The organism is Cognataquiflexum nitidum, assembly GCF_022538055.1.
Lineage (GTDB): Bacteria > Bacteroidota > Bacteroidia > Cytophagales > Cyclobacteriaceae > Cognataquiflexum > Cognataquiflexum nitidum.
The window spans coordinates 116,458-134,244 of sequence record NZ_JAKZAM010000013.1 but is presented as its reverse complement, the minus strand read 5'-3'; the positions used below and the strand labels follow the sequence as shown (position 1 = coordinate 134,244).

Sequence of the window (17,787 nt, the reverse complement as noted above, 5' to 3'; positions counted from 1 at the left end):
CAAGGTAGTTTTCAAAAAACGCATGCAGATTTTGGGCCTATAGCTCATTCGGTTAGAGCAACTGACTCATAATCAGTAGGTGCTTGGTTCGATTCCAAGTGGGCCCACAAAACCGCTTAGATTTCTAAGCGGTTTTTTAGTTTTTTAAAATAGATAGTTTTTTTGTTTACATTCTTTATTTGAAAAGTCTTGGTAAGTTCTACACTGGTGTAACCACTCTATCCATAGAGGAAAGAAATGAAAAACATATCCAAAAAAAATATGGAAATCTAAATTTCATTCAAAAGGCAGAGGATTGGGAAATGTTTCACTTTATCCAATGAAATGATTTCTCACAGGCAAGGAAAATCGAAATCCATATCAAAAAAATGAAGTCCAAAATTTATATCCAAAACCTTAAATCATATCCCGAACTGGTGAGTAAATTACGAACAAAATTTACGAGCAACTGACTCCTCTGGAAGCTTTCGGGGCAGTAGGTGATTGCCCAGCGATAGCTATCGGGGCGATTCCAAGTGGGCCCACAAAAAAGCCACTCCGTGATAATTGAGTGGCATTTTCGTGACTATTTGATTCAGAGGGTTTTTGATTTTTTTTTCAATTGGAATTCAAAATATCACCCCCGAACCAATACTTTCATTACCATCATACCAAGCTACAAACTGTCCGGAGGCAACTCCACGTTGTGCCTCGTCAAATAGGATGTACAACCCATTTTCCTTCATCAAATAGGTCGCCCATGAAAGCGGCTGTCTGTATCTAATCCTTGAAAAGTATCTCCTAGTTTCGCCAACTTCCATTTTTAAGTCTTCCCGGATCCAATGGATGTCTTTTTTTGGTACAAAAAGTCCAAATCTGTTTAATCCCGGATGGTCTTCGCCAAGTCCTGTGTAGATTACATTTGACTTGGTATCCGTTGCGATCACAAAAAGAGGCTTTCCTGTTCCTCCCACCTGGAGTCCTTTTCTTTGTCCCACGGTAAAATAATGTGCACCGTTATGGTCGCCGATTTTCTTTCCCTGTTCAGGGTGGTATTTGATGGGGAGACAAATAGACTCCAAGGTCTCCAAATCAAATTCTTCCTGCGCAATTCCTGCAGGGATTCTTTTATAACTGTAAATGGGAAGATCTTCCGGAATCACTACAATAGCTCCTTTTTTAGGTTGGAGCTGTTGCTGCAAAAAGTCGGGGAGACGTACTTTTCCTATAAAGCAGAGACCCTGACTGTCTTTTTTGTCAGCAGTGATCAAGTTTTGTTCCTTGGCAATTTTCCTGACTTCTGATTTTTGAAGATGTCCGATTGGAAACAAAGCTTTTGAAAGCTGTTCCTGATTGAGTTGGCAGAGGAAGTAACTTTGGTCTTTGCCATTGTCAGCACCTGCAAGCAAGCGGTAAACCGGCTTCTTATCTACGATGATATCATCTTTTTGACAATAATGTCCTGTTGCCACAAAATCTGCTTTGAGCTTTTGGGCGGCTTTTAGAAAAATGTCGAATTTGATTTCTCTGTTGCAAAGGATGTCGGGATTCGGAGTTCTGCCCGCTTCATATTCGGCAAACATATAATCTACAATCCGGTCTTTGTATTCTTCGCTGAGGTCGATTGCTTGAAAAGGAATGCCCAACTTTTGGGCCACAAGCATGGCGTCTGTGCTGTCTTCCATCCAAGGGCATTCGTTGGAAATGGTGACAGATTCATCATGCCAGTTTTTCATAAACATGCCTATGACTTCGTAGCCTTGTTCTTTGAGGAGGTATGCAGCGACGGATGAATCCACCCCGCCTGATAGTCCGACGACTACCCTTTGTTTGTTTTCCATTGTTTTGAAATTATTCATGGGTTCAAGGTCCATGAGGTTTCACATAAAGCCCCAACATCTTTCTGTTGGATTTTGGTTCGCAAATTTAATCTATCAGGACTTATTTCTTACATAAATCAGCTTTGTCTTTCCTTTGATGTTTTCACGGTGGTCGATTTCAAATGCAGGAATGGATTTGATCAGAGGAGTGAGTTTTTGGAATCCGTAGTTTCTTGCATCGAAGTTGGGCTGTTTTTTCTGTAGCAAATTTCCCACATCGCCCAAAAACGCCCATCCTTCATCATCCGCCAAATCCGAGATGGTGGCAGCTATCAGTCTGATGATTTTTGCATTGATCTTGTCTACCTGAGGTGCGGGGGTTGTTTTGTCTTTTTGGTCAATGGGTTCTTCTGTTTGTTTTTGAAGGATTTCCAAATAAATAAATTTGTCACAGGCAACAATGAAAGGATCGGGGGTTTTCTTTTCTCCCATCCCGATGACCATCATTCCGGCTTCTCTCAGTCTTGTGGCCAATTTGGTAAAGTCGCTGTCACTCGATACAATGCAAAAGCCATTGACTTTTTCCGAATAAAGTATATCCATCGCATCGATGATCATGGCAGAATCTGTGGCGTTTTTTCCTGAGGTATAGCCATACTGTTGCATCGGATTGATGGCATTTTCGAGCAGGACATTTTTCCATTTTCCCAATTGAGGTTTGGTCCAGTCTCCATAGATCCGCTTTATGGTAGGATTGCCATATTTGGCTATTTCTTCCATCATTTCCTTGACTTGTCCCGCCGGAACATTGTCAGCATCGATGAGTACGGCAATTTTGATATCGGTTTGCATATTGCTAGGTTAGAATAAATACAAAATAATTACCGTATTAAATGTATAAAAAAACTATCGGGTTTGGCGGCTTTCTTTTTTCTGTGGAAAGAATTACTTAATGTGTATTCCTGAATTAAGAATGTAATTTCGTAAGTTGCATCTGACTTGTTAAGCATTTTAATGTAATATGAAAAAACTTTTGATAGCTACCGGAGGGGGAGATTGCCCCGGGTTGAATGCAGTGATCAGAGGGATCTGCAAAAGAGCCAAGAAAGAAAAAGATTGGGAAGTATATGGAAGTAGGGAGGCTTTTAACGGCGTGTATTCTGATCCTCCCGAAATAATCAAACTCACAAAAAGGAAAGTTGCAGGAATCCATGTGAAGGGTGGCACCATCCTGAAAACCACCAATAAAGCTGATCCTTTGCATTTTCCGGTCAAAGATGAACACGGCAATGTCAAATTTGTGGACAGGACCAATGTTTTGGCTGAACGAATCCAAGAGCTTGGTTTTGATGCTGTTATCAATATCGGGGGTGATGGTTCACAGAAGATTTCCCAGGCACTTTTCAATCATGGGCTCAACATAGTGGGGGTTCCTAAAACCATCGACAATGACCTTTCTGCCACTGATATGACCTTTGGTTTTCAGACGGCTGTGCAGATTGCTTCCGATAGTTTGGATAAGTTGGTGACAACAGCGGAAAGCCATCATCGGGTGATGATCATGGAGGTCATGGGAAGGGATGCCGGTTGGATTGCTTTGCATACGGCTATTTCGGGTGGGGCAGAGATTTGTCTGATTCCGGAGATTCCGTATGATATCAAGAAATTGGTGGAAAAAATCCAATCCCGATATGATAAAGGAAGAGGATTTGTCATTATAGTTATTGCCGAAGGGGCAAAAGCAAAAGAAGGAACTATAGTATCACATGCCGGAGATGAAGGTTCGCGACATGTGAGATTGGGAGGGGTGGCCTATCAGTTGACCCAACAGCTCAAAGATGCCGGTATCACTGCCGAAATCAGGGAAACGGTATTAGGACACGTCCAAAGGGGAGGAACACCTTCAGCATTTGACAGGGTTTTGGCCTCCCTTTTTGGTGTAAAAGCTTTTGAAATGGTTGCCAATGGTGAATTTGGCAAAATGGTTGCTTTTCAAAACAACGATTTCATAGCTGTACCCTTAGAAGAAGCAACTAGAGATTATAATTTTGTAAGAAAAGACAGTTTTATTGTCAAAGGAGCAAAAGATCTCGGAATTACATTTGGAGATTAGGGTATGAAAGACGTGTTGATTCTACTGTTTGAAAGGGATTTGAATAAACTCATTTCCGAATTGGAGGCTTATAGACTGGAGGAGAATATCTGGAAAGTTTCTGGCGATATCAGCAATTCTGCCGGAACCTTGGTTCTTCACCTAGTCGGTAATCTTAAGCATTTTATAGGTGCTGTAATAGGAAATACCGGATATATCAGAAACAGAGAGGCGGAATTTTCATTGAAGAATTTACCAAAAGCCAATTTAGTAAAACAGATTTTGGAGACTATTCAGGTTATCAATGTTACCGTTTCTGAATTTGAGGAAGATAATTTTTCTTCCAACTATCCACTAGAGGTTTTCGGCAAAACAATGACTTACGAATATTTCATGATTCACTTGCAGAGTCATTTGAATTACCATTTGGGACAGGTCAATTACCACAGAAGGTTATTGGACAATTGATTGATAGGAGTGTTTTTAAATTATTTATTTTCAATGTTTTAAACTGTTTTTGATGAAGAAAATTGTCATTATTTCGGGGAGCCCCAGGAATGGTTCTATTTCCTATCGAATTGCCGTGAACTTATCAAAGAGGTTGGAAAAGGTGGGAAATCTCCATATCGACTTGATTGACATGAAAGCATCATTTATGCCACCAATCCAAAAAGTGTGGCAATCAAAGGATGATGTTCCTGCTGAATACCTGAATCTGTTTACAAAAATGGATGAGGCAGATGGGTTTATCATCGTCTCTCCTGAATATAATGGGGGCTATTCTTCTGTCATGAAGAATTTTCTGGATTATTTTTCCAAATCCATCTACAAGCAAAAAGCCTTTGGAATCGTTACAGGATCAACAGGAATGATGGGAGGGATGCGCGCTGCCCAGCAATTGGTCCAATTATCGGTCGCACTATTTGGGATTGTTTCTCCCACTTTGTTGGTGACACCGCAGATGGACAAGAAGTTTGATGAGAAGGGTGATCTTTTGGATCCTTCCTTTGAGAAGCCAATTGAGAAGTTCTTGGAAGATTATATTTGGTTGGTGGAAAGATTAGATAAATAGTTTGCAGTCTCAGTTTCCAGTGATCAGTGCATTACAACTTAGTTTTAAGCAGAAATCAAATGAATGAGTTTGGCCTTTTGGAAAGAGACTTAGAAGAAATACTTTCTGTTTTGGAGAAATTTCCCAAAATAGAAAAAGCTATTGTTTTTGGGAGTAGAGCAAAAGGAAATTACAAGAATGGAAGTGATGTGGATATCGCGCTAAAAGGTCGGCATTTGGATTTTGAAACCATTAGCCACGTTAGCTATCTGCTCAATGAAGAAACCCGGATGCCATATAAATTTGATGTGCTGAACTACCACAGCATTCAGGAACAGGAGTTGAAAAATCATATTGACAGGATTGGGGTTGAGATATATAATGGAAAAAATTTGAAATCTGTTAGGTTATAGAACTCGATGAATTAAACTTTATGGATTTCAATTTTTTCTTAAACCTTCCCGATTTTAATTCATTCCTACTGGAACAAAATCAAATCTCTATTTATCATTCTCCCCGAAACACCTCTTAACCCATGCGGATTTCAGCCAATAAAATCACTTTAACACTTGTATTGATTTGTTTTACAAGATTTGCCAGCCAAGCAAACTCTAACATTCCATTTACGGAGTCCGATAAACCCAATGTTGTTCTGATTTTTGTAGATGATATGGGTTATGGAGATTTGGGGACCTATGGTTCAGATATTCCTACTCCTAATCTTGACCAAATGGCAAAAGAAGGTGTCAAATTTACCAATTTCTACGTGGCCCAAGCTGTGTGTTCTGCTTCCAGAGCGGCTTTGTTGACCGGGACATATGCCAACAGGCTTGGGATACACGGTGCGCTTGACCACACTGCAAAGCATGGCTTGAATCCTGAGGAAACTACCATCGCCGAGATATTGAAACCTTTGGGATATCACACAGGGATGTTTGGGAAATGGCATTTGGGACATCATCCTGAGTTTTTGCCTACCAATCAGGGCTTTGATGAATATTATGGAATTCCCTATTCCAATGACATGTGGCCCCATCATCCACAGTCAAAAAATTACTATCCTCCGCTTCCTTTATACCAAAATGACAAAGTTGTGGACACGCTTTTTTCAGACCAAAGTATGTTGACAACTACGTTTACTGAGAAAGCTGTTGACTTTATCGGCCGAAATAAAGAGAATCCTTTTTTCCTTTATCTGGCGCATCCGATGCCCCATGTACCGCTTTTTGTTTCTGATAAATTCAAAGGGAAATCCCCAAAAGGGCTTTATGGAGATGTGGTGATGGAGATTGACTGGTCAGTAGGGGAAGTGATGAAAGCCCTGAGAGAGAATGGATTGGAGGAAAATACACTGGTCATCTTTTTGTCAGACAATGGTCCTTGGCTTTCCTATTCAGGACATTCCGGTTCGGCAGGTCCGCTCAAAGAAGGCAAGGGGACATCTTGGGATGGGGGCGTCAAAGTACCTGCCATCATGAAGTGGAAAGGGCAGATTTCGGCCGATTTGGTACAGGAAAATCCCGCTATGAGTATTGATATCTTACCGACCATAGCCCAGATTACAGGAGCAGAATTGCCAAAGTTGCCTATCGACGGAAAAAGCATTTTCCCCATGCTGAGCGATGCAAAAGCAACTTCACAGCAGGATGCTTACTTTATTTATTACAACAGAAATGAACTTCAGGCCGTAGTCATGGGAGACTGGAAACTCTATTTCCCCCACAAATACAGAAGCATTGCACCTGGGCAAGCTTTTCGAAATGATGGAAATCCGATTGATTATTACATGATTGAGATGAAAGAAATGGAACTTTACCATATTCCCACAGATCCATCCGAATCCGAAAATGTAATTTCCCAAAATCCGACTATCGTTTCCAAAATCAATGAATTGGCTGAAATCGCAAGAAATGATATGGGGGATGCCCTACAAAACAGTGAAGGAAAAAATAACAGAGAACCCGGGAAGGTCAATTAGTAGCAATCAATTCAGAAATATTTATACTTTTGATTGACAATAACAAAAGGTATCAAGCTTATTCACCCGAAAAAGTAATTTTGGCAATTAATGGGGAATTTATTTTATGAATACCCGCAATGTTGCGCATTGGGCTACAGGAGGTTGTATCGAAGAGGATACTCGTCCACAGCCGACAGTCCACTGTTCACTGGGTGTTTAATGGGTCCAACAAATTATTGTTTGGCTACCTGCAAGAAAGCGGATAGACATAATTTATTTTGACCATCAAATCAAAAAAGGAGATTTTGGCGTTTATATTATCGTTGGTTTTAATTTCTGAAAATGAATAAAAGGATTGTTTTAGGCATAATTTTGATAGTTTTTTTGATTTTTGCTATCGTTCCCACTTTGTCGGTTTTTTTGCTTTATCAAAATCAAAAGCAATTAACCCAGACTGCAATAGGTTCACTCAATGATGGATTTAATGGCAAATTGGAGGTAAAGGATTCGCGGATTTCACCTTTTGCTAATTTCCCATATGTATCGATCGATCTTCAAAATGTAGTTTTCTATGAGGAGAAAAAGCAAAACGCTGAAGTGATTTTCAGTGTCAATGACTTATATATAGGGTTTAGTATTTGGGATATTTTGGTTGGGAAGTATAATATCAAATCTCTCAAGTTAGAAAAGGGTTTTTTGGATTTGAAAAAAGACTTAGAGGGAAACCTCAATCTCCTTCAAGCGATTGGGTTGGATTCGGCAAATGCAAAAAATGAAAATGAGGAATTGGAAATCAACCTTTCCCGAATTTCCTTGAGTTTATTTAAGGTAAACTACAATGACCTGTCCGATCTGAGTGCTGTTCAATTGGACCTTTCCAAAGGTCTTGCTTCTATAAATATTATCGAGGACCACATCATAGTTGATTTTAACTCAAAAATGATTTTTGATTATTTGGTTGGGGAGAAACCATCCTTTTTTACCAATAAGCATTTGGGAATAGAAATCGAAATTGATTATGACAAAACAAAAAGTGAAGTGTCAATCACCAGGTCTAAATTAGCTTTGGAAGATGCTTACCTGACACTTTCAGGAAAAGCCATTTTGGGTGAGGAAACATTTTTGGATTTGGAAGTAGGAGGAGAAAAGCCGGATTTCTCCCTGTTGGCAGCATTTTTACCCAATGAGACGGGGGCCGCTTTGAAAAAGTACCAAAATGAAGGTGATGTTTATTTCCAAGGCAGTATCAATGGGACAGTTGGAAATGGCAACGTACCTAAGATCGCATTTGAGTTTGGATGTGACAACGCCTATTTTGTAAACCCTGACAGGAACAGAAAGGTCAATGATTTGAGGTTTTCCGGATTTTTTACCAATGGTTCAGAAAGGAGCCTCAAGACCTCAGAGTTTCAGCTTTTGAATTTCCATGCAAAACCTGATCAGGGAAAATTTGAAGGGAAATTGGTCATCCGCAATTTTGAGGATCCTTATGTGAAAGTCAACCTCAATGCCGACTTGGATTTGGAGTTTTTGGGGCAGTTTTTTGAAGTAGATGGTTTGGAAGGTTTTAGCGGTCAGGTGATCGTAAATATGGATTTTGATGAGTTGATAAGCTTAGACAGTGGCACTACAGGATTGACTGCAATCAAAAACAGTCTTGAAAGTGAGTTGATCGTCAAAAATCTAAATTTCAAATTGCAGGATTATCCCCTTTCTGTAAAAAGTGCCAATGTGTATGCATACATGAAAAATGGGAATCTTAAACTTGAAAATCTTTCTTTCAAAATTGAGGATTCAGACTTCAAGCTTTCAGGGTCGATTGATGATTTTCCGGCTTTGATACATGGACAAAATAAAGCTGTCAGGTCGGAACTGAAAGCGATGTCACGAACAATTGACGTGGGTCAGTTGACTCCGGAGGATACAAGCCTTCAAGAAGTCATTACTGATTTTAGTATGTCACTTTCATTTGAATCTACAGGTGCTGATTTGAAAAATTTTACACATTTGCCAAAAGGTGAGTTTTTCATTGAGGATTTTCATGCCAAATTCAAAAATTACCCCCATGCTTTTCATGATTTTCACGCAGATATTCTCATTGATGAAGAGATGATGGAAGTAAAGGATTTCTCCGGAGAAATTGATAAAAGCGATTTCCATTTTTCAGGAAAAGTGTTGAATTACAACAAATGGTTTCAGGAATTCACAACAGGAGATAGTAGGTTTGAATTTGACCTGGTCTCCAATCATCTTAATATCAGCGATCTTCTAAGCTATAACGGAGTTAATTATTTGCCCAAGGATTACCAAAAAGAGGAAATTGACAAATTGAATCTGAAAGGTAGCCTTGACCTCCATTACGATGGTAAATTCAAATCAGCAGATTTTTATCTTTCGAGTTTGGATGGCAAGTTTAAAATCCACCCTTTGCAGCTGTATGATTTCAAAGGAAGGCTTCATTATGAAAATGACTACCTGACGATGGAGGATTTTGGTGGTAGAATGGGTGAATCCGATTTTAACTTCAAATTAGGTTACTTCCTCGGAGAACCTGATTCATTACATGTCAGGACCAATTATTTTTCTCTGAAATCCAATGCGCTTAACCTAGATGAATTAATGGCTTTTCAAGGGATCGATGTAGATACCAACCATCAGGAAGCCTTTAATGTGTTTGAATTGCCGTTTTCAGATATGTCGTTTGAGGCTGCAATAAGTAAATTGAATTACCATAATTTTTGGTTGGAGGATTTTCATGCTGTAGCACGAACCACCAAAAACCACTATATCCATTTGGATACACTTTCGCTCCGTGCGGCAGACGGAAGCTTGGCAATCAAAGGCTACTTTAACGGAAGTGATCCTAAACATATCTATTTCCACAGTACCATGGAAGCCAAGAAACTTGATTTGGATAAACTGTTGTTCAAATTTGAAAACTTTGGTCAAGATTATTTGATCAATGAAAACTTACATGGCAGAGTCAGTGGCACCATCAAAAGTAAATTCCTTGTGTATCCGGACCTGACGCCCATCATTGACAAATCTGAGGCTGATATGGACCTGACCGTCTATCAAGGGAGCTTGGTAAATTTCGCACCTCTCAGTGCCATGTCATCCTTCTTTTCTGACAAAAACCTCAATAATGTCAGGTTTGATACCTTGAAAAATACTTTTGAATTGAAAGAAGGAATCTTATTCATTCCCAGAATGAATATCAATTCAAGTCTTGGATTCATTGAGTTGTCGGGTAAACAAAGCCTGGACATGAATATGGATTATTTTATCAGAATCCCGTTGGGATTGGTCACTTCCGTTGGATTCAAGTCACTTTTTGCAGGCAAAAACAAAGATGAAATTGATCCCGACCAAGAAGATTCCATTGTCTACCGGGATGGCAATAGGCGGGTGAGATTCGTTAATGTCAATATGAAAGGTACTCCTGACGACTACAAAGTCAGCTTGGCAAAGGATAAGAAGTTGAAATAGCCAATCTCCAGCAGAAAATAGCCAATATCAAAGTCAAAGGAGTGGCAAAGAATTTTTCGAAGTCATTGTTTGCGAAAATATTTCCCAATGTATTGAGGGCAAATACAACCATCAGGATGTAGAAGAAAACCTTGAGGAAAATAGGTTTGACTTTCCAATTCAAATAGCCTGAGGAAATTCCTACAGCTCCCATTACCAAAAGTGTCACCAAAATGGAGATCGATTCAAACACAAACATTTGTTCTCTGTTTTCCAACCTTCCTCCCCAGGTATTTTCAAATGGGATTATTCCGAATAGAATTAAAAAATGGAATACCAAGGTAGCTGAGGTAATCAGCAGGATTCCGTTTGCTGCGAATTTGGGGGTGAGGAATTTATTCAATTGCTATACTTTCTAAAACTTACCATACACAATTAAAGGAAATATATTAGAGTTTTACAACCTGAATTTTAAAATCTCAGCAACAGTGGCATGGTATTCAAATTCTGTTTGAAGGTAATTATAGTAAGCCATGTAATACTAATTGCTTTCCAGAAAATATTCGATGGTAGATATTTGTCCTGCGGCCAAGGCTTTTTTTGAAAAATGGCAGTATTTTGTTAAATAGAATCGTTGTAACATTTATAAAGCTTAAAAATGAAGTCGGTAAAAAAATTCAAATCATTTAAAGAATTAAAATCGAGTGAAGACAAGAAAATTGCTGAACCATCTTCAATAAAACACCTAATTGATTTTGAAAAGTTAATAGCAGAAATAAGAAAGGTTAAAAAACAATAAAGCCGTTCATTTTATATGGAGGATACCCTAAAGGAAAGTTTATTGGCTATTTGCTCCTCGCTTTCAAAACACAAAGTTGATTATTTAATTGTAGGCGGTATAGCTGTTGCACTTCATGGATTTTTCAGATTATCAAGAAACCAATCAGGATAAAATATAAAGATCCATTTTCACCCAAAGGATGATAAAAGGTCTCAACTGAACCCAATTTGTTTACAACCTGAATTTTAAAATCTCAGCAACAGTGGCATGGTATTCAAATTCTGTTTGAAGGTAATTGTTGTAAGCCATGTAATAGTAATTGCTTTCCAGAAAATATTCTGTCGTAGATATATGTCCTACTGCCAAGGCTTTATCGAGATAGTCTTTGCTGTTGAGCGCTGCCAACACCGATTGGTATTCTCTTAATGTTGTCGAAAGTTTCAGGTATTTTTCATAAAGCTGGCGAGAGGAGGAGTATTTGTCATTTTGGTATTGAAGGACTTTGAGGCCTGAAGTGGAGAGTTCGGCTTCACTTTGCCTGACTTTGTATTTGTTTTCCCAAAGTGGAATGGTTGTCCCCAAATGGAAGCCATTGAACCTCTGTCCCAAAATTGCCTGGTGGCGGTAACCTGCTTCCAGTTTTGGAAGGGCAAGGGCTTTGGAAAGTTCCAGCTGTTTTTGTGCCGAGGCGATATCCATTTCTATAAATTTTAAAGTAGGGTCTTTAGCCTGAATTTCCGTGAAAAGCACCTCAAAATCTTCCATTTCCGCCACTAGGGGATAATCGGTAGATGGGAAGGCGATTTCAGCCCCACCGTTGAGTCCTGTCAATCGCTGAGTCAGTTGGTTTACTTGTGACAGGTTAAGCTGGTAATCTTTGTTGATCTCAATCAATTGAAGCCTAGCCTTATTGACATCGAGGATATTGCCATCTCCGGTATCGAGCCTTTTTTCAAAATTAGCTAAAAGGCTTTCGGTAAATGCTTTCCTTTCTTGGAGTTGAATATGCAGCTTGTTTCTATAAATCAATTCTATGCAGGTGTTTTGCGCCTCAAAGAGGATTTCTTGCCTGCCGGCATTGTATTGAAAATCGGATTGGGAAACCCTTCCTTCAGAAAGTTGCTTTCTTTTGCTGTAAGAAGTAGGAAAATCAAAAGCCTGATTGACCAAAAAGTCCGTCTGATTTCCGGCATTCAATGGAAAGCCATACATGAAATCGTATTCCACATTGGGATTGTAGAGTGGATTGTTGGATTTGAAACCCAGTTTTTGGGCCTCCGTATTTTGGGCGTTGGCCTGCAGGGTTTTGTTGTTTTTCTCAATTTCTGCCAAGATATCTTCCATACTGACTTGTGCCAAAACAGGAAAGGCAACGAGTGAAGTCAGCAGTAATGAATAGATTATTTTTTTCATTTTATCTCAGATTTTGTTTTGGATAGATAGTACACCATCGGCACGATGATGAGATTTAAAAGAGTGGAAGTAGTCAATCCCCCCAAAATGACTTTTGCCATTGGACTTTGGATTTCATTTCCCGGAAGGTCACTTGCCAAAGCCAAGGGGATCAAGGCAAGTCCGGCTGTAATGGCAGTCATCAAAATAGGACTCAATCTATCTTTGGAGCCTTGAATGACCGTTTGGTAAAGGTCCAAGCCTTCTTCGCTCAAAGTTTCATAGTGGGAGACCAATAAAATGCCGTTTCGGGTAGCAATGCCAAATAAGGTGATGAACCCGATGATGGCAGGAATGCTCAGTATTCCATTGGTAAAATAGATACTCAAAATCCCGCCTATCAAAGCAAGAGGCAGATTGATTAGAATGATTGAGGCTGTTTTTGCATTTTTGAATTCCTGAAAAAGAATCAGAAAAATCACCAATAAAGAGAACATCGAAGCTATCAATAGGGTAGAAGAGGCTTCTTCTTCAGCTTCAAATTGACCACCGAGTTCGACATGGTATCCTTCGGGCAAATTGATGTTGTCGTTTATCCTCTGTCGCACTTCGTCGACCACCGATTTTTGATCACGGCCCGATACGTTTGCAGACACGACTGTTTTTCTTTGGACATTTTCCCTGTTGATCGTATTGGGTCCACTGGCGGATACAATGTCAGCCACGTAATGAAGCGGAATTTTTTCACCCGTATGGGTATCAATCTGGGTGTTGATGATATCCTCCATTTTTCCCCTGCTTTGTGGATCAAACCTCACAATCAGGTCAAAGGAGCGGTTTTCCTCGTAGATATCAGAAACTTTTTCACCCGATAATCCTACATCTACAAATTCATTGAACTGCCCGATGGTAATCCCATAGTGGCTCAACATTTCTCTTTTGGCCTTGATCTGGATTTGGGGGATTTCGATCTGTGGTTCCACACTCAGGTCTACCAATCCTTCGATATCCTGGATTTCATTTTTGATCTGATTGCCCAGCGAATTCATCCTGTTGAGGTCCGAGCCAAATATTTTGATGGCAATGTTTGCCCGTGTACCCGAAAGCATGTGGTCGATTCTGTGTGAAATCGGTTGACCTATTGAAATATTGGCTTCCTTCACAACAGAAAGTTTATCCCTTAAGTCTGCCAAAAATTCCGACCTAGTTCTTTCCCCAAGTTCAAAAGGAACCTCAATTTCAGAAGAATTGACGCCTTGGGCATGTTCATCCAATTCCGCCCTGCCGGTCCTTCTTGTAGTGGATATTATTTCAGGAATAGTCAGAAGGATATCCTCAACCCTTTTTCCGATTTTATTGCTTTCTTCCAATGAAAGTCCCGGTAATGATACAACAGCCAAAGTCAAAGCCCCCTCATTAAATTCCGGTAAAAAGCTTCTGCCCAATTGGGTAAATGCCAAAATAGCCAAAACCAACATTCCCAGCGCCGAACCGATAAAAGACTTCTTCCACTTCATAGCAAACTCCAAAAAAGTAACATAGGACACTTGAAGTTTGGTCACGAGCCAACTTTCCTTCTCCTGTTTTTCGAGCCTTTCTTCATTTGTCAGCATATAGCTGCACAGCACCGGTGTCAATGTGATGGCAATGATCAGGGAAGCAAAAAGCGCCACGATAAAGGCGATGCCCAATGGTGCTAAAAGCTTTCCTTCCATTCCTGAGAGAAAGAAGAGGGGAATAAATGCCACAATGATGATAAATGTAGCATTGATGATGGATTGACGGATTTCAAAGGAGGCATTAAAAATAACCTCAATCTGATTGGTTCTTTCTGCTTTTGGTTTCTTGGCATTTTCCTTCAGCCTTTTCAAAACATTCTCCACATCAATGATAGCATCGTCTACCAAATCACCGATTGCGATCGCCATGCCTCCGAGACTCATGGTGTTGATCGTAAAACCAAGCCACTTTAAGGTCAAAATTGCCACAAGCAGAGAGATAGGAATCGCCAATAGGGAAATGACCGTTGCCCGCCAATTCATCAAAAACAAAAAGAGAACGATCACCACAAAGGCACTTCCTTCCATCAGGGTTCTTTGGATATTGCTGATGGAGGCGTTGATAAAATCTGCCTGCCTGAAAACTTTGGTATTGATGACAATGTCTGCAGGCAAGGTTTTTTGAAGGTCAAAGACGGCTTCATCGATTTTTGAGGTCAATTCCAAAGTATTGACACTTGGTTGTTTGGAAACAGCGAGCACCACAGATGGCTTACCGTTATTGGAAGCATCGCCGATTTTTGGTGCTGCTCCGATTTTGATTTCTGCGACATCTTCGATCCTGATGACCTGTCCATTTGATTTTTTGATAATGGACCTTCCGATTTCGCTTACGTTATTCGTTCTTCCAATCCCCTTGATGATGTATTCATTTCCATACTCATTCAAAAATCCTCCTGAAGAGTTACCGTTGGATTCTCCGGAAGCAGCAATAAGTTCCGAAAGGGAGACCCCGTGAAAGTTCATCCTTTGCGGATTGGCCTGTATTTGGTATTGCCTGAAATCTCCACCATAAACGATTACCTGGGCCACACCACCTGTGGCCAAAAGCCTTGGCCGGATAATCCAATCAGCGATTGTTCGCAAGTCCATCATGGAGGTGCTGTCAGCAGAAAGAGCGACAAACATAATTTCTCCCATAATGGAAGATTGCGGTGCCATAGTGGGAGTTCCTACCCCGTTAGGAAGCCTATCAGATATGGTGGCTAATTTTTCGTTGACCACTTGTCTTGCCCGGTAGATATCTGTATCCCATTCGAATTCAACCCAAACAATAGAGAAGCCTCCCGATGAAGCACTCCGCACACGTCGGACGTTACTTGCACCGTTGACAGAAGTTTCTATAGGAAAGGTTACAAGACGCTCCACCTCTTCCGGGGCCATGCCGTGGGCTTCAGTCAAGACCACCACAGTAGGCGCCGTCAGGTCAGGGAAAACATCCACCTCCATATTGAAGGCAATGTATGTCCCAAAAAGTGATAACAAACCAAACCCGACAATGACCAAAAGCCTGTTGTTAAGTGAAAATTTTAAAATTCTGTTGAGCATGTTTTTCTCGATATATAAAATTGAAAATCAGTAGTATAGGGTAGTATCCCTACAAAACAACTCAAGGTCAATGGGAGTGACCATGTTCCGGAATCGCTCCTGAGGCACTTGCCAATTTGATGGCATATGCTCCTTTGGTGACGACTCTTTCTCCTTCTTTCACTCCTGAGAGTACCTGTACATGTTTTCCGTCATTGCCCCCCAATTTGATTTCTCTTTTTTCAAAAGTTTCTCCACCTGTCTGTACAAAAACAAAGAAATTTCCAAGCTCTTCCATCAAGGCAGCCGAAGGAATCACCAAGGCATCCGGGATGGGGGAAGATTTCAGGTAAACCTCAGCCACTGATCCCGGGATGATATTTCCAATGTTGTCTATTTCGAAAGAGATCGGTATGTAGGACGTGTTTTCAGAAGTGCTTTTTCCGAAGGAAATAACCTTGCCGTTCATGTCTTCCGTATCGAAAACCGTCTCTTCGCTGATGATTTTAAAATTGGCAGCGCTGATGGAAGGTAATTTTTGGAAGTACTTTTGAGAGACATTTGCCTGAAGGACTATTTTTTTGTTTTTGCTGACCAAGGCCAAAGGCATCCCCGGTTCCACGTATTGACCTTCCGAAACAAGGAGATTTTTGAGAAAACCATTTGAATTTGTGGTTACTTTTTGGCCGGAAGCGGAATAGTTTTTGGAAACTGCCTGAAAGCTAGACTGCATATTGTCATACTCAAGTTTGGTCTTGAGAAAATCCCGTTCCGAAATAATTTTGTCCTTGACCAAAATTTCAGCCCGTTCAAATTCAGCTTTGGCCAATTCGTATTTGGCTTTGGTTTCTTTGTAGTAGACATCGGGATTTCCCTGTGCAAGGCTTCCGCCTGTGATGGTAAAAAGATGGTCGCCGACGTTCAGCTTTGATCCAATGATCGTTTTGTTACTTGCAAAAAGGACCGCACCCCCTGAATTGGCTGTGATCACCGTTTCATCTCCTGGTGCAGGAAGAACCTGACCGCTTGTTTTGAGGATTTCCCTGAAGGTAACCCTGCGTACCGGTTCATTTGCAAACTCAATGTTCCAAGCCTGAGGCTTCAAATAAGAGATTTCATTTGCGGATGTTGCTTCTTTCTGGTTTCTAACCACAGCTACCAAGTCAGTGAAAACTTCGATGTTTTCAAAAACAAATTGGTCTGAACTTTGACCGGTTTGGACATCAAAGGTGAGTTTCCCTTCACCAGTTGATTCCGGGCTGATCTCCACTTCATAGATACCGGTACTTGCCTGACTATTTGCTTCAGCCAAAATGTTTTTCCCGTCCACAGTAAGGGTGACTTTGATTTTTCCGTCTTGAATAGGTTGGAATCTTTCACCGAGACTGGTCAGGTGCACCATCATGGTTGTGGGTTTTCCGGCTATCAGGTAAGGAAAGTCTACAAAAAGCTCGGTTTTGTCTGAATAGGAGGTCAATGCCACCGGCGGGATCGATTCTTCCTCATCGTGGCTATGGTCATGGGCTTGGTCGCAACTGAAAGCGAAAACCAACAGCCAAGCCAAAAGGGTATTTGCCTTTTTCATGGAAATGTTAAATTTAGATTTTGAATAGGAGATGGTGTGCCAAAGAGAATCCAAACAGGATTGTTGGTCACAATGAAATCAGCTAAAAAACGGCGGTGCTCTTAATCCACCGGGTGGAAAATAGCCAACTATTAGTGAAGCTTCAATAGGTTCAAAAAACTGTTTTTTTACAACAAATGCAGATAAACTGATTTTGAGATATGAACAATCGCTAGCATGAAAATCAAAATACTGTTTGTTAAATGTCTCGTCCATATTGGGACAGGAGATGCATTCCACTCCTCTTTGTCCGTGAGGAACAAATGAAAAGACATTATCCAATAGGCCATGATGATCAGCTGAATTAAAACCTATGACATCGCCTTGGTGTGAGTGGTGATTGTGGAAAAAGTCTTCAGCATGTCCGTGGTGGTGGTGAGGCAAAATGCTGTGGCCCAACATCATCAATGTAGAGAGTGATAAAAAAAACAGGGACAGATAGTTTTTCAGCATTTAATTCAAATATAAAGAACACATCAAATGATTCATCATTGAATGCAAGTTATCTGTTTTAAATATAAATGATCCAAATAA

14 protein-coding genes and 1 tRNA gene are annotated in these 17,787 nt (G+C 40.4%); 8 read left to right on the top strand and 7 right to left on the bottom strand.

Annotated elements, in window-relative coordinates:
• The first annotated feature begins 33 nt into the window (after positions 1-33).
• Together MMU07_RS10865 and MMU07_RS21845 are read left to right on the top strand one after the other, a co-directional pair.
• A tRNA-Ile gene (locus tag MMU07_RS10865) sits at positions 34-107 on the top strand.
• Between the two features lie 42 nt (positions 108-149).
• Positions 150-323 carry a GIY-YIG nuclease family protein gene (locus tag MMU07_RS21845; RefSeq protein ID WP_418884513.1) on the top strand — a complete coding sequence of 58 codons (174 nt, stop codon included), beginning with the start codon at positions 150-152 and terminating at the stop codon, positions 321-323.
• A gap of 285 nt (positions 324-608) precedes the next feature.
• On the opposite strand, the gene mnmA is transcribed toward MMU07_RS21845, so the two are convergent.
• Positions 609-1,820 carry a tRNA 2-thiouridine(34) synthase MnmA gene (gene mnmA, locus MMU07_RS10860; RefSeq protein ID WP_241125901.1) on the bottom strand — a complete coding sequence of 404 codons (1,212 nt, stop codon included), beginning with the start codon at positions 1,818-1,820 and terminating at the stop codon, positions 609-611.
• A 93-nt stretch (positions 1,821-1,913) separates the two neighbouring features.
• Positions 1,914-2,651, bottom strand: a complete 738-nt coding sequence (locus MMU07_RS10855; protein WP_241125900.1) for an NYN domain-containing protein — start codon at positions 2,649-2,651, stop codon at positions 1,914-1,916.
• A 169-nt stretch (positions 2,652-2,820) separates the two neighbouring features.
• Between MMU07_RS10855 and MMU07_RS10850 the strand changes: the two genes are divergently transcribed.
• From MMU07_RS10850 to MMU07_RS10825, 6 genes are all read left to right on the top strand, one after another.
• Positions 2,821-3,912 (top strand): 6-phosphofructokinase, encoded by a 1,092-nt coding sequence (locus MMU07_RS10850; RefSeq protein ID WP_241125899.1) that lies wholly within the window; start codon positions 2,821-2,823, stop codon positions 3,910-3,912.
• A gap of 3 nt (positions 3,913-3,915) precedes the next feature.
• Positions 3,916-4,359, top strand: a complete 444-nt coding sequence (locus tag MMU07_RS10845; RefSeq protein WP_241125898.1) for a DUF1572 family protein — start codon at positions 3,916-3,918, stop codon at positions 4,357-4,359.
• 52 nt (positions 4,360-4,411) lie between these two features.
• Positions 4,412-4,963, top strand: coding sequence for an NADPH-dependent FMN reductase (locus MMU07_RS10840; RefSeq protein ID WP_241125897.1), 552 nt, complete (start codon positions 4,412-4,414; stop codon positions 4,961-4,963).
• Positions 4,964-5,022: 59 nt separating this feature from the next.
• Positions 5,023-5,355, top strand: coding sequence for a nucleotidyltransferase family protein (locus tag MMU07_RS10835; RefSeq protein ID WP_241125896.1), 333 nt, complete (start codon positions 5,023-5,025; stop codon positions 5,353-5,355).
• Between the two features lie 122 nt (positions 5,356-5,477).
• The gene (locus MMU07_RS10830; protein WP_241125895.1) at positions 5,478-6,920 is read left to right on the top strand and encodes a sulfatase family protein; all 1,443 of its coding nucleotides are present in this window, start codon (positions 5,478-5,480) and stop codon (positions 6,918-6,920) included.
• 324 nt (positions 6,921-7,244) lie between these two features.
• Positions 7,245-10,391: an AsmA family protein gene (locus tag MMU07_RS10825; RefSeq protein ID WP_241125894.1), complete on the top strand. Its 3,147-nt coding sequence runs from the start codon at positions 7,245-7,247 to the stop codon at positions 10,389-10,391.
• On the opposite strand, the gene MMU07_RS10820 is transcribed toward MMU07_RS10825, so the two are convergent.
• From MMU07_RS10820 to MMU07_RS10800, 5 genes are all read right to left on the bottom strand, one after another.
• On the bottom strand, positions 10,360-10,773 hold the full coding sequence (locus MMU07_RS10820) for a hypothetical protein (RefSeq protein WP_241125893.1): 414 nt from the start codon (positions 10,771-10,773) through the stop codon (positions 10,360-10,362). The genes MMU07_RS10825 and MMU07_RS10820 overlap by 32 nt on opposite strands.
• 609 nt (positions 10,774-11,382) lie before the next feature.
• Positions 11,383-12,564, bottom strand: coding sequence for a TolC family protein (locus tag MMU07_RS10815; protein WP_241125892.1), 1,182 nt, complete (start codon positions 12,562-12,564; stop codon positions 11,383-11,385).
• Entirely contained in the window at positions 12,561-15,650 is a 3,090-nt protein-coding gene (locus MMU07_RS10810; RefSeq protein WP_241125891.1) for an efflux RND transporter permease subunit, read from the bottom strand. The genes MMU07_RS10815 and MMU07_RS10810 overlap by 4 nt, the downstream gene beginning before the upstream one ends.
• Positions 15,651-15,717: 67 nt before the next feature.
• Positions 15,718-17,214, bottom strand: coding sequence for an efflux RND transporter periplasmic adaptor subunit (locus MMU07_RS10805; protein ID WP_241125890.1), 1,497 nt, complete (start codon positions 17,212-17,214; stop codon positions 15,718-15,720).
• 78 nt (positions 17,215-17,292) lie between these two features.
• Positions 17,293-17,706, bottom strand: a complete 414-nt coding sequence (locus MMU07_RS10800) for a hypothetical protein (RefSeq protein ID WP_241125889.1) — start codon at positions 17,704-17,706, stop codon at positions 17,293-17,295.
• Positions 17,707-17,787: the final 81 nt, after the last annotated feature.